Source organism: Microbacterium algeriense (genome assembly GCF_008868005.1).
GTDB classification, from domain to species: Bacteria; Actinomycetota; Actinomycetes; order Actinomycetales; family Microbacteriaceae; genus Microbacterium; species Microbacterium algeriense.
Window position 1 is genome coordinate 351,294 of record NZ_WAAO01000002.1, and the last position, 12,178, is coordinate 363,471.

At 70.0% G+C, this 12,178-nt stretch carries 15 protein-coding genes; 6 read left to right on the top strand and 9 right to left on the bottom strand.

Annotated elements, in window-relative coordinates; all coding sequences use genetic code 11:
• The first annotated feature begins 98 nt into the window (after positions 1–98).
• Genes F6A08_RS09245 through F6A08_RS09255 form a run of 3 tightly spaced genes read left to right on the top strand, consistent with a single transcriptional unit; the run spans position 99 to position 2,219 of the window.
• Positions 99–881 carry an SDR family oxidoreductase gene (locus tag F6A08_RS09245; RefSeq protein ID WP_192576737.1) on the top strand — a complete coding sequence of 261 codons (783 nt, stop codon included), beginning with the start codon at positions 99–101 and terminating at the stop codon, positions 879–881.
• A gap of 2 nt (positions 882–883) precedes the next feature.
• Entirely contained in the window at positions 884–1,597 is a 714-nt protein-coding gene (locus F6A08_RS09250) for a uracil-DNA glycosylase (RefSeq protein WP_151459306.1), read from the top strand.
• Positions 1,598–1,601: 4 nt separating this feature from the next.
• The gene (locus tag F6A08_RS09255; protein ID WP_017203201.1) at positions 1,602–2,219 is read left to right on the top strand and encodes a GNAT family N-acetyltransferase; all 618 of its coding nucleotides are present in this window, start codon (positions 1,602–1,604) and stop codon (positions 2,217–2,219) included.
• Positions 2,220–2,235: 16 nt separating this feature from the next.
• Here F6A08_RS09255 and F6A08_RS09260 read toward each other — a convergent pair whose 3' ends face one another.
• The 6 genes from F6A08_RS09260 to F6A08_RS09285 all read right to left on the bottom strand — a co-directional run bounded on the left by F6A08_RS09260 (position 2,236) and on the right by F6A08_RS09285 (position 8,176).
• On the bottom strand, positions 2,236–3,024 hold the full coding sequence (locus F6A08_RS09260) for an ABC transporter ATP-binding protein (RefSeq protein ID WP_192576738.1): 789 nt from the start codon (positions 3,022–3,024) through the stop codon (positions 2,236–2,238).
• On the bottom strand, positions 3,021–3,812 hold the full coding sequence (locus F6A08_RS09265; RefSeq protein ID WP_151459307.1) for an ABC transporter ATP-binding protein: 792 nt from the start codon (positions 3,810–3,812) through the stop codon (positions 3,021–3,023). The genes F6A08_RS09260 and F6A08_RS09265 overlap by 4 nt, the downstream gene beginning before the upstream one ends.
• Positions 3,809–4,678: an ABC transporter permease gene (locus F6A08_RS09270; RefSeq protein WP_151459308.1), complete on the bottom strand. Its 870-nt coding sequence runs from the start codon at positions 4,676–4,678 to the stop codon at positions 3,809–3,811. Before F6A08_RS09270 ends, F6A08_RS09265 begins: the two co-directional genes overlap by 4 nt.
• Positions 4,675–5,625: an ABC transporter permease gene (locus tag F6A08_RS09275; protein WP_017203197.1), complete on the bottom strand. Its 951-nt coding sequence runs from the start codon at positions 5,623–5,625 to the stop codon at positions 4,675–4,677. The genes F6A08_RS09270 and F6A08_RS09275 overlap by 4 nt, the downstream gene beginning before the upstream one ends.
• Before the next feature lie 16 nt (positions 5,626–5,641).
• Entirely contained in the window at positions 5,642–7,162 is a 1,521-nt protein-coding gene (locus F6A08_RS09280; protein ID WP_017203196.1) for an ABC transporter substrate-binding protein, read from the bottom strand.
• Between the two features lie 90 nt (positions 7,163–7,252).
• On the bottom strand, positions 7,253–8,176 hold the full coding sequence (locus F6A08_RS09285; protein ID WP_151459727.1) for an alpha/beta fold hydrolase: 924 nt from the start codon (positions 8,174–8,176) through the stop codon (positions 7,253–7,255).
• Between the two features lie 171 nt (positions 8,177–8,347).
• Here F6A08_RS09285 and F6A08_RS09290 point away from each other — a divergent pair, with 171 nt between their 5' ends.
• The 3 genes from F6A08_RS09290 (at position 8,348) to F6A08_RS09300 (ending at position 10,069) form a co-directional block, all read left to right on the top strand.
• A complete protein-coding gene (locus F6A08_RS09290; RefSeq protein ID WP_017203194.1) occupies positions 8,348–8,824 on the top strand; it encodes a carboxymuconolactone decarboxylase family protein in 477 nt (158 codons plus the stop codon).
• Positions 8,821–9,534, top strand: coding sequence for a tyrosine-protein phosphatase (locus F6A08_RS09295; protein WP_017203193.1), 714 nt, complete (start codon positions 8,821–8,823; stop codon positions 9,532–9,534). Before F6A08_RS09290 ends, F6A08_RS09295 begins: the two co-directional genes overlap by 4 nt.
• A gap of 64 nt (positions 9,535–9,598) precedes the next feature.
• Positions 9,599–10,069 carry an SIP domain-containing protein gene (locus F6A08_RS09300; protein WP_040568630.1) on the top strand — a complete coding sequence of 157 codons (471 nt, stop codon included), beginning with the start codon at positions 9,599–9,601 and terminating at the stop codon, positions 10,067–10,069.
• 4 nt (positions 10,070–10,073) lie between these two features.
• Here F6A08_RS09300 and F6A08_RS09305 read toward each other — a convergent pair whose 3' ends face one another.
• The 3 genes from F6A08_RS09305 to F6A08_RS09315 form a co-directional block, all read right to left on the bottom strand.
• Positions 10,074–10,514 (bottom strand): hypothetical protein, encoded by a 441-nt coding sequence (locus F6A08_RS09305; RefSeq protein WP_017203191.1) that lies wholly within the window; start codon positions 10,512–10,514, stop codon positions 10,074–10,076.
• A complete protein-coding gene (locus tag F6A08_RS09310) occupies positions 10,511–11,317 on the bottom strand; it encodes an arginase family protein (protein WP_151459309.1) in 807 nt (268 codons plus the stop codon). Before F6A08_RS09310 ends, F6A08_RS09305 begins: the two co-directional genes overlap by 4 nt.
• A gap of 65 nt (positions 11,318–11,382) precedes the next feature.
• Positions 11,383–12,126 carry a PspA/IM30 family protein gene (locus F6A08_RS09315; RefSeq protein WP_017203190.1) on the bottom strand — a complete coding sequence of 248 codons (744 nt, stop codon included), beginning with the start codon at positions 12,124–12,126 and terminating at the stop codon, positions 11,383–11,385.
• Positions 12,127–12,178: the final 52 nt, after the last annotated feature.

Here is a 12,178-nt window from a genome sequence, read left to right on the forward strand (position 1 = left end):
CTCGGTGCGGAGCCTGCGCGACCGACCGGGAGCGGCATTCCGGCACATCTCCGACGGGGACCCGGGAATCCGTGAGAGGAACATCGTACGGTGGAGGAATGGTGATCAGACGTGCAGTGGTGACAGGTGCGAGTTCGGGAATCGGCGCGGCGACGGTGCGCGCTCTCCGTGCACGCGGATGGGACGTCGTCGGCGTGGCCCGGCGCGAGGACCGACTGGCAGCGCTCGCCGCCGAGACGGGGGCGTCCGCCATCGCGTGCGACCTCACGGACCCGACGGCGGTCGATGCGCTCATGTCGCAGCTGGAGCAGTCAGGGCCGGTGCACGCACTCGTGCAGGTGGCCGGAGGCGCCCGTGGCACGGACCGCATCGAAGACGCCTCCGCGGACGACTGGCAGTGGATGTTCGACGCGAACGTGCTGGCGAGCCAGCGTCTCGTCGCCGGTCTCCTCCCGCTGCTGCGCCGTGCCGCGACCGCGGACGGCCACGCCGACACCGTCTTCGTGACGTCCACGGCCGCCCAGAACGCCTATGCCGGCGGCGCGGGGTACAACGCGGCCAAGGCGGCGGAGGCGATGCTGGTGCGAGTGCTCCGGCAGGAGCTGAACGGCGAGCCGATCCGCGTGGTCGAAGTGGCGCCGGGCATGGTCCACACCGAGGAGTTCACGCTCAACCGGCTGGGCGGGGACGCCGTGGCCGCCGAGGCCGTGTACGCCGGTGTGGAGGCCCCGCTCGTCGCCGACGACGTCGCCGACGTCATCGCCTACGCCCTGGAATCGCCCGGCCACGTCAACCTCGACCTCATCACCATGCGTCCCGTGGCGCAGTCCGCCCAGCACCTCCTGGCGCGCGGACCCCTCCGCGCGCGGCCCACCGAGTGACGATGCCCCGCGGTCTCGCCGAACTCGCCGAAGACGGCCTCATCGACCCGGGATGGGCGGAGGCGCTCGCTCCGGTCCAGGACGTGATCACGGGACTCGGCGAGCGTCTGCGCGCCGAGCAGCAGGCCGGTCACGGCTATCTGCCGGCGGGGGAGCACGTCCTCCGCGCCTTCCAGCGTCCGCTCTCGGATGTGCGGGTGCTGATCACGGGACAGGATCCCTATCCGACCCCCGGCCACCCGATCGGTCTGTCGTTCGCGGTCGATCGCGACGTGCGGCCGCTGCCGCGCAGCCTCGCCAACATCTACAAGGAGCGAGAGAGCGACCTCGGCATCCCGCCGGCCCCGCACGGTGACCTCACGGCCTGGAGCGACCAGGGCGTGCTGCTGCTCAACCGCGTCCTCACCGTCCGTCCCGGCGCCGCCGCCTCGCACCGCGGGTGGGGGTGGGAGACGGTCACCGAACTCGCGATCCGCACTCTGGTCGCTCGGGATCAGCCGCTCGTCGCCGTGCTCTGGGGGAGGGATGCGGCGAACCTCCAGCCGATGCTCGGAGCCACACCGGTGATCGCCTCGGCTCACCCCTCACCCCTGTCGGCGGGTCGCGGCTTCTTCGGCTCGCGCCCGTTCTCGCGCGCCAACGCGCTCCTCGGGGAGCAGGGAGCGGCGCCGGTGGACTGGAGGGTGGATGGCGAGGCGGCTGCTTCCCTAAGCTGAGCGCATGCAGTTCGAGCCGGGGGACCGTCGCCGGGTCCTTCCGCGCCATCTGCGCCCCACGATCTCACCCGAGGTGTTCTCCTACACGATCCGACCGGCGCGTGCCGCGGACCTTCCGCACGTCCGGGAGATCTACAACCACTTCGTGAGCAACTCGGCGGTCACGCTGGACGAGCGGCGCAGCAGCATCCCGTACTGGCGCGAGAAGTTCGCCCTGCTCGAGCGTCTGCAGCTGCCGTTCCTGGTGGCGGTCTCGCCGGCGGGCGTCGTCATCGGCTACGCCCTCGCGCAGCCCTGGGCGGGGAAGAACGCCTACAAGTACACCGTCGAGGACTCGATCTACCTCGGACCCGGCGCCGGCGGCAAGGGGCTCGGTGCGGCCCTGCTCCAGGCGCTGATCGACGCGTGCGAGCGGATCGGGCTCCGGGAGATGGTCGCCGTGATCAGCGACCAGGGTGCGGAGGCGTCGATCCGGCTGCACGCGAAGCTCGGTTTCGTGGAGGCGGGGCGGATGGGACGCGTCGGGCACAAGTTCGGCCGCGACCTCGGCACCGTCTACATGCGCCGACAGCTCACTCCGATCGGAAGGCGGCGCGGGAGCCTGTTCGGCGCTCGACGCTGAGCCGACGTCCTCCCCGTCACCGACCCGGGATCACCGGGATCGCCGCGAGCAGTGCCTTCGTGTAGTCCTGGGTCGGGTGCAGGAGCACGTCGCGCGTGGAGCCCCGCTCGACGACATGGCCGTCCTTCATCACGACGACCGTGTCGCACAGGCTCTGGACCACACCGATATCGTGCGACACGAACACGAGGGTGAGGTCGCTCGTCCGTCGGAGCTCGACGAGGAGTTCGAGGATCTGCGCGCGCACCGTGACGTCCAGTGCGGAGAGCGGCTCATCGCCCACGAGGATCCGGGGGCGGTGCGCGATGGCCCTGGCGAGGGCGATCCGCTGACGCTGCCCGCCGGAGAACTCGTGCGGATAGCGGTCGACCGCCTCGGGCTCCAGGCCGACCTGGGCGAGCACCTCTCGCACCCTGGCGCGTCGGTCCCCGGGGATGTCGAGGGCCCACAGGGGCTCCCCGACGATCTGGCCGGCCGTCATCCGCGGGTCGAGCGAGGCGTAGGGATCCTGGAACACCAGGCCGGTCTGCCGCCGCAGCCAGTGCAGCGACCGCGCGGATGCTCGGGCGTCGACGCGGCGGCCGTCGACGGAGACGGTCCCCGACGTCGGCCGATCCAGACCGAGCAGCAATCGCACAAGGGTCGACTTCCCTGATCCGGACTCGCCGATGATCCCGACGGACGATCCTTCGATCACGTCGAGGTCGGTGGGGGCGAGCGCGGTCTGCGTGCGGGTGCGCTCGAAAGCCGTCCGCTTCCGGGCGGGGAAGTCACGGCTCAGCCCGCGCGCTTCGATCAGGCTCATCGGCTTTCTCCCTCGGGGCGCCAGAGGGTCGCGGTCGCGTCGCGCAGCAGACCCTGCGTGACGGGAGACGCCGGTGTCGTGAGCAGCGTCGACACGGGCGCCGCTTCGACCACGCGGCCGTGCTCGAGCACGACGCCCTCGGTCGCCACCTGCGCAAGGACCGCCAGGTCGTGGGTGATGAACACCAGCGACATCCCCTCGTCCTCGACGAGGGACAGCAGCAGGGACAGGATCTCTGCCTGAATGGTGACGTCCAGCGCCGTGGTCGGCTCGTCGGCGATCAGCAGGCGCGGACGGCACGCGAGCGCCATCGCGATCGCGACGCGCTGCCGCTGTCCGCCCGAGAGCTGGTGGGGGTAGCGGTCGACGATCGACTCCGGATCCGGCAGACGCACTCGAGCCGCCTCGGCGATCGCTCGAGTGCGAGCCTCCCGGCGTCCCAGGCCCTCGTGGATGCGGATGGACTCCGCGATCTGCCGTCCCACGGTGCGGATCGGGTTCAGCGCGGTGCGCGGCTCCTGGAACACGATGCCGATGTCGTCGCCGCGGAGCCTGGCCAGCTCGCGATCCGGCATGCCCATCAGCTCCGTGCCGTTCCAGCGGATGCTGCCGCGCGCGGTCGCCCCGTCGGGCAGCAGACCGAGGACCGCGAGGGCGGTGAGCGACTTCCCGGAGCCGGATTCGCCGATCAGGCCCAGCCGCGCGCCGTCCGGGACCTCGAACGAGATGCCGTCGACCACCCGCCGTCCATCGATCTCGACGACGAGGTCCTCCACCACGAGGCTCATGCGACCACCGCCGGCGTGTGCGTCTCCGCACCACGGTGCCGCAGCGTGGGGTCGGTGGCCTCGCGCAGCCCGTCGCCGAGGAGGTTCAGGGCGAGGACCGTGAGGGTGATCGTCAGGCCCGGCCAGATCACGGACAGCGGGTGCACGCCGATGTACCGCTGCAGGTCGGCCAGGAGCAGGCCCCAGCTCGGTTCGACGACGGAGGCCCCGAAGCCCAGGTACGACAGCCCCGCCTCGGCGAGCACCGCCACCGCCATCGACCAGGACAGCTGCACGATGAACACCGGCGCGACGTTGGGCAGGAGGTGACGGACGAGGCTCTGAGCGGGGGTGAGTCCGGAGGCTCTGGCGGCGAGCACGAAGTCGCTCTGCTGCACCCGTCGCAGTTCGGGCCGCGTGACACGGGCGATGTTCACGCCGAAGCCGATGCCGACAGCCCAGATCACGACCCAGAGGGAGCCGCCCCAGACCGACGAGATCATCATCGCGATCAGCAGCACGGGGAAGGCGATGAGGATGTCGACGAGCACGGCGACGGTCTCCCGCATCCAGCGGGCGGTGAGCGCGCCGAGGGCTGCCAGCGCGATGCCCACCGCGGTCGCCACGATGCCGGCGCCGACGCTGACGAAGACCGTCGTCCGCGCTCCGGCCATGAGCAGACTCAGGATGTCGCGGCCGGTGTCGTCCGTGCCGAGCAGATGCGGCCAGCTCGGCGCCAGCCAGCGATCCCCGATGTCGGACGCCTGCGGGTCGAAGGGGGTCCAGAACAGCGAGACGAGTGCCGTCAGGGCGACGAGGAGCACCACGATCAGCCCGAACCGCCCGGTGGCGGTGTCCCAGAGTCGGCGGAGCCAGCGCGGGATCATGCGGCCTCCCTCTGCCGAGGGTCGATCGCCCGGTGCACGAGATCGACCAGGAAGCCCACCACGAGCACGAACCCGGTCAGCACGAGGAGCTCGCTCTGCACCTTGACGAGATCGCGGGTCCCGACGTCGGCCACGAGCATGCGCCCGATCCCGGGAAGGGTGAAGAGCTGCTCGATCACGACCGAGCCCACGATGATCCCGGCGACCTGCAGACCGAGCACCGTCACGATCGAGAGCCCGACCGCAGGGATGCCGTGCTGGATCAGCGCCCTGGTGCGGGTGAGGCCCTTCGCCGCGGCCGTGCGGACGAAGTCCTGGCCCGCGGCCTGCAGCGTCGCGCTGCGCACGAACCGCATCAACATCGCACCCTCGACGATGCCGATCGTGAGCGCCGGCAGCAGGAGCGACTCGATCGCCCGCCCCGGGGTCGCCCATCCGGTGCGCGGAAAGCCCTGCGGTGGCAGCCATCCGAGCCAGACGGAGAAGACGACGACGAGCATCATCCCCGCCCAGACGACGGGGACGGCGGCGAGCGTCTGAGCGCCCACGCTCAGCGCCGTGCCGCCGCGGCGGTTGCGGAGCAGGGCGGCGAGGATGCCGAACGGGACGGCGATGAGCACGGCGATGAGGAGCGACATGATGCCGAGGGGGACGGTGACCTGCGCCTTGAGGAGCAGCTCTTCGCCGACCGACGCCCCGGACAGCAGCGACGTCCCGAGATCTCCGCGGAAGATGCCGCCGATCCAGTCGGCGTACTGCGCGAACAGCGGGCGGTTCAGGCCGAGCGACTCCCGGAGGGCCTCGACCTCCGCCGGCGACGCCTGCGTGCCGGCGATGAGCTGAGCGACGTCACCGGGGAACACGCGGAGCGTGAGGAAGATGAGCACGCTCGACACGAGGAGCCCTGCGATGAGCAGGGCTCCTCGGACGAGCGCGTAGCGGATCACGAAGGGTCGCCGCTGATCAGTTCTCTGCGGAGACGGTGACGCCGGCCAGATCGATGCGCGAGTTGATCGAGTCCTCGGGGAAGCCGACCACGATCGGGCTCACAGCGGTGAGGGTCTCGCCGTTGTACAGCCAGTCGGCGGCGTGGTCCTCGGAGACGAGGCGGGCGGCCTGGGCGAGGAGCTCGGCCGACGCATCCGCGTCGACCTCAGCCAGGGCCTGCGCGTACAGATCCTGCACCTTCGGGTTGTCGTACCCGAAGTAGTAGTCCGGGTTGGCGAAGTTGCCGAAGTCGCGGGGCTCCACGTGCAGCACGAAGCTGAGATCGTAGTCGTGGTTCGTGTACACATCCTCCAGCCACGTCGGGAACTCGACCGCGTCCACCTCGAGGGTCACGCCGACCTTCTTGAAGTCCGAGATCAGCACCTTCGGCACGGTCGTGCCGTAGAACGAGGGGATCGTGAGCGTCAGCTCCAGATCCTCCTGGCCCGCCTCGGCCAGCAGCTCCTTGGCCTTCTCCGGGTCGTAGGAGATCACGTCCGACAGGTCCTCGTAACCGGGGTCGAGTTCCGGGATCGGTCCGTACATCGGCGTTCCGGCCCCGACGGCGTCGATGAGCGCCTCGTGGTCGATGGCGAGGCGCAGGGCCTCCCGCACGCGGACGTCGTCGAGCGGCGCCTTCTTGTTGTTGAACGCCAGCGTCGCCTTGTCGGTCGTGCGGCCGGTCGTGAGCGTGAAGTCGCCGGAGTCCTCCAGCTGCGGAGCGAGGTTGGGGTCCACCGCCGTGAGCACGTCGACGTCGCCGGCGAGGGCGGCGTTGACACCGGCCGTGAAGTCCGGGATGTACTGGAACTCGACCTGCGCGACGCCGGCCTTCTCGCCCCAGTAGGCGTCGTTGCGTGCGAAGGCGATGCTGCTGCCCTTGTTCCAGCGCGTCAGCGTGAAGGGTCCCGTGCCGTTCTCCGCGGTCTTGAGGTCGGTCGTGTCGCCCTGCTTGAAGACGAGCCCCGCCGGACCGGTCAGCGCGAACAGGAAGTTCTGGTTCGGCTCCGACAGGACGATCTCGACCGTGGTGGCATCGGGGGCCGTGATCGAGGAGACCGACGCGAACTCCGCGTTGCCCTGCACGGTCGGATCCGTGCGTACGGTCTCGTAGGACGACACGACGTCGGCGGACGTGAGCGGGGTGCCGTCGTGGAACGCGATCCCCTCGTTCAGGGTGAACGTGTACGTGAGGCCGTCCGACGAGACCTCGTAGTCGGACGCCAGGCGCGCCACGATCTCGTTCTCCTGGGTGCGGCTGACGAGTCCCTCGTAGATGTTGTCGATGAGGATCTGCTCGAGGGCGGCGCCGCTGGTGTGTCGGATGTCGAGGTTGGTGGGCTCCAGCACGAGGCCGACGTGGAGCGTGGCGTCGGGGTCGGGAGCGCTCGGAGCGGTCGACGGATCCTCGGCGGGAGTGCCGGAGCAGGCGCTGAGGATCACCGCTGCGGCCGCGACGGCGGAGATCAGGGCGAGACGTCGGGTGCGTCGGAACATGGATTTCCTCTCGGTGCGGCAGATGCTGTGTGCCGTGGAACTGAGCCTAGGGATGCGGGAAGAGGGTGGGGCCTGCGCCGGAACGGAACGTCATATTCCGCGGGCGGGAGTCGAGGCGAGGAGGGCGGCCAGCGCGACCGGGGCCGTCTCCTGCACGTTGTGCGTCGCATCGAGCACGACGACATGAGCCTCGGGCAGGCGGCGCTGGAACTCCGCGGCATCGCTCTCGCTGACGAATCCGCGCTCGGCGCGTACGAGCGTGGTCGCCGCCGTGACGGAGGCCAGGTCATCCCACCCGGTCTCGTGCAGCGCGGATGGCGTAGCGGAGGTTCCAGGATCGTGCGCGGCGAGGGTCTGGGCCGCCAGATGCGCGAAATGGTGCTTCCACTCGACGCGTCCATCCGCACGCACACGCGTGTTCAGGAACACGCCGCGTTCGGTCTCGGAGCGCGTGCCCCCGAAGCCGAGCGACATGGCCTTCTCGACGAGCTCGTCGCGCGAGGCGAAGTCGGTCGGTCCGGCATAGAACGCGCGCAGCGCGGCCGGTCCTGCCGAGACGTCGACACCCGGCGTGATGTCGACGATGACGAGTTCTGAGACCAGGTCGGGACGGGTCGCCGCCAGGGCCGCGCCCGTGAGGCCTCCGAGCGACTGCCCGACGACGAGCTGCGGCTGCGTCGTCCAGACGTCGAGAGCGTGCGCGACGTCTTCGGCGAGTGTGCGCGGTGCGTAGTCCGCGTCCTCGCGCCACGACGAGTCGCCGTGTCCGGCGAGATCGATCGCCAGGAGCGGGCGCTGCACCGCCAGTGCCGTCGTGTCCCAGGTGTGCGCGTTCAACCCGGCTCCGTGCAGGAGCGTCACCTCGGGCGCCTCCGTCCCGAAGCGGAGGGCGCTCAGCGTGCGGCCGTCGGGGAGGGGGAGGGCGAGACGCTCCACCGGGGGGAGGGGTACGCCGAGAGCTTCGGCCTGTGCGGGAAGATAGCTGAACTCGCTGTTGTCGATCGCCACGTCCACATTCTGCGCCCTTCGAGAGACCCGGCGGAAATGCGAGAGCGATTTGCTCATCTTTGACGACCGCATGCTTCGCTTTATGACGTTGAATTACTCAAGTCACTTCGCAATCTGCATTCGACGCCGCGAGCGAAGGCGGGCCGCGCGTCGGCGTGCTCCGAATATCATGGAGCCATGAGCGAGACGCGTGTGCACCTGTCCAAGACCGAGCCTGCGGCCTACCAGGCACTCGATGCGTTCTCCAAGACCGTGGGGCAGATCTGTGCGGCGAACGGGATCGACGATCGGCTCAAGGAGATCGTGATGATCCACTGCTCCCAGCTCAACGGCTGCAGCTATTGCACGCGCATCCACGTCGACAGGGCGACCGCTGCGGGCATCGACACGGACACGATCACCCAGATTCCGACCTGGCGCGAGAGCGGGGTCTTCAGCGATCGGGAGCGCGCCGCGCTCGAACTGGCCGAGGCATTCACCTTCATCGCCGAAGACGGCATCTCCGACGAGGTGTACGACCTCGTCGGAGGGGTGTTCACCGAGAAGGAGTACGCGGCGCTCAGCTGGGCCTGTGTCTCGATCAACGCGTTCAACCGGATCGTGATCGCGGGACGGTACCCGGTTCCGCCACGCGCCCCGCGGGCGCAGGCATGACGGTCCTCGACGTCGACGGCGTCACGAACGTGCGCGACGTCGGCGGCATTCCGGCCGCGGGCGGTCGTATCCGCTCCGGGGTGCTGCTGCGTTCCGGGCAGCTGTCGGGGGCGACGACCGCCGGCGCGGCCGCGCTGCGGACAGCCGTGCAGCACATCGTCGACCTGCGTGACGGCGAGGAGGTCGCCGCCGAGCCCACCGAGATCGAAGGCCCGGACACCACGCACCTGCCGCTGTTCCTCGGCTCCGTCCGGTCCTTCTTCGAGGCCGATACCAGTCTCGACGAGCTCTACCTGCATCTGCTGGAGGAGAGCGGGGAGCGCTTGGTCGAGGCCATCCGCATCATCGCTTCCGGGCAGCGCACGCTGGTCCATTGCACAGTCGGCAAGGATCGCACCGGAGTGACCGTCGCGCTCGCCCTCTCCGCCGTCGGCGCCGAGCGTGAGGCCGTCGTCGCGGACTATGCCCTCACCGAGTCGCAGCTACCGGCGCAGCGCAATCAGCGCATCGCGGAGTATCTGCGGGCGCACCACCCCGATGCCGTCCACGCCGTGGCGCTCGCCACCCAGTCGCCGGCCGACGTGATGCGTCGCCTTCTGGCGCAGGTCGACGAACGCTGGGGCTCGGCGGCGGACTACCTCCGTGCGAACGGGATGACGGACGAGGAGCTGGATGCGCTGACGGCGGCTCTCGTCGAGCCCGTCTCCTGACGAGTCTCCCTGCGGCTGCGGCAAAGGTTAGGCAAGCCTTCACTTGGTGTACGATGAGATCATCATGAGCACCCCCGTCGAGACCCGCAGCTCGCGTGCCGAGCGCCGCGCGGCACGTCAGCGCGCGCACCACCTGGTGACCGCCGATGAGCAGTCTCTCACCGAGCTCGAGGTGTTCCTGACGACACTGCCGCTGTGCGCATCGGGCCGCATCTTCATCGAGGTGCCGGAGGTCTCGGACATCGGTGTGATCGATGCTCCAGGACGCATGACGGTCACGTGGCTCGCTCGCGGATCCCGCTCGGGAGTCCCCGGCAGCGGCCGCGCCTGCGCGCCCGGTCAGGCGCTGGCGCGGGCCACCTGCGCCTGGGCCGACGAGATGATGTGCGACGACGAGATCGAGACGAACGTCACGCTCCTCGGCGGATACCTCGGGACGGCCGACATCATCGAGCACCTCACGGGTCCGCTGGGCATCTCCGCCGCTCGCATCCACGCGCCAGAGCGCTTCGGGCTCCTCCCGGCCGACCGCTGAGCGGTCAGCGGGACCGTCGCACGTAGTTGCCGTCCTCGAGGCCGGCCTCGATCTCGAAGCGGTTGCGCAGCGGATCCCGACCGGCGAAGAAGTAGAGCACGGGCATCAGGAAGCCGTACCGGAGCCACTGCGCCTTGTGCACCGCCTCATGCCGGAGCACCGCCTCGCTGGGGGTTTCGTCACCGGTCAGGAAGCAGCCGCCGACGCACACACCGCCGCGGTTGAAGGTCCAGGAGGGCATGCCGCGGAAGACCCACAGCCCCGCGCGCCGCTCCACCCGCCCGGTGCTCCACAGCGACCCCCACAACCAGCCGACGGCCGTGCCCCACGCATAGCCGAGGCGGCTGACCGGCGAGCGGAGCAGGAACGAGGGGATGCGGCGATCCAGACGCCGTCCTCGGGCCAGTGCCTCATCCGCGGCGCGGTTGTCCGCGTCCGTCGTCATGCCACGGCTCCGACCAGTCGCAGCAGGGCGCCCAGATCGTCGACCGCGTCGGCGGGCGAGCGAGGCGCGAAGCCGGCGATGGTCGCGCCCGCGAGCGGGATCTCGGAGCGCAGGGCGCGGATCGCGGCGCTCAGCGCGGCGGGGGAGAGACCGAACGGCGCGGGAGAGGAGACGCCGGCGAGTTCGGCAGGGTCCAGCACGTCCACGTCGATATGGACCCAGACGCGCGTCGCCCCGGTCGCCCGCACGGCATCGAGGAGGGCCTCCGGGCGCTCGAGGTCCGCGACCGTGAGGTTCCTCAGCGGCTGGAGCTGCTCGACCTCCGGGTCGTCCAGGGCGCGCATGCCGACGGTGACCACCCGATCGGGGGCGAGGGCGGGAGACAGGACGAGCTGCGGTTCGCCGTCGCCGAGCACAGCGCGCAACGCCATCCCGGAGAACGCGCCGGAGGGGGAGGTGTCGGGGGTGTGCAGGTCGCCGTGAGCGTCGCACCACACCAGAGCCAGCTCGTCGGTGCCACCGGGAAGCGCGTCGAGTGCCGCGACCGTCACGCTGCAGTCACCGCCGATCACGACGGTGTTACCGGCATCGATGTGACCGTGGACGAGCTCGCGTGTCCGCAGCAGCGCGCTCAGCCTCCGCACGCCGGTTCCCAGCGACTCGCCGGCCTCCACCGGCACCTCCAGGACGGTCGTGGCGGCACGCGGCAGGTCTCCCGCGATCGCCGAGGCGCCGTCGACGAGCAGCATCGCCCGCGCAGCAGGGGACCCCTGCCACTGCGGGATCACGAGGAATCGCACCATGGGTGCCTCCGGAAAGAAGAGCGCGGACGGCCCGGGCACGAGGCCCGGACCATCCGCGGGTGGTGTCAGGAGCCTTCGATGGCCTGACGGGGAGCGTTGCCGCCGGCCTTCAGCTCGGCGAGACGAGCCTCGACCTCGGTCAGCTCGCCGAGGTCCTCCAGGCTCTCGAACTGGGCGTCGAGGCTCGATGCGGCGAGCTCGATCTTGCCCTGCGCGATCGCCTCCTGCCGGCGGACCTTGTCCTCGAAGCGGCCCAGCTCGCTGGTGGGGTCGAGCACGTTGATCGAGCCCACGGCGTCCTGCACCTTGGTCTGCGCCTCGGCGACCTTCGCGCGGGCGAGCAGTTCGCTGCGCTTGTTCTTGAGCTCGACGAGCTTGTCCTTCATGCCGTTCAGGCCGCTCTTGAGCTTGTCGACGATCTCGGTCTGCGCCGCGATCTGCGGCTCGGCGCCGGTCGCCTCGCGCTCGGCGCTGATCTGACGCTGGAGCGCGATCTTGGCGAGGTTGTCGAACTTGTCCGCGTCGGCGGTGTTGCCCGACGCGCGCATCTCGTCGGCCTTGCGGCTGGCGGCGAGAGCCTTGTTGCCCCATTCGGTCGAGGCCTGGACGTCTTCCTCGTGGTCGCGCTCGAGCAGGCGCAGGTTGCCGATGGTCTCGGCGATCGCAGACTCGGCGTCGGCGATGCTGTTCGTGTAGTCGCGCACCAGCTGGTCGATCATCTTCTGCGGGTCTTCCGCAGAGTCCAGCAGGGAGTTGATGTTCGCGCGGACGAGGGTGGAGATACGTCCGAAGATGGACTGCTTGGTCATGCGTGATTCCTTTCAGAGGGCGTCTTCAAGAGCTTGTCGTACGTGTCTGTGG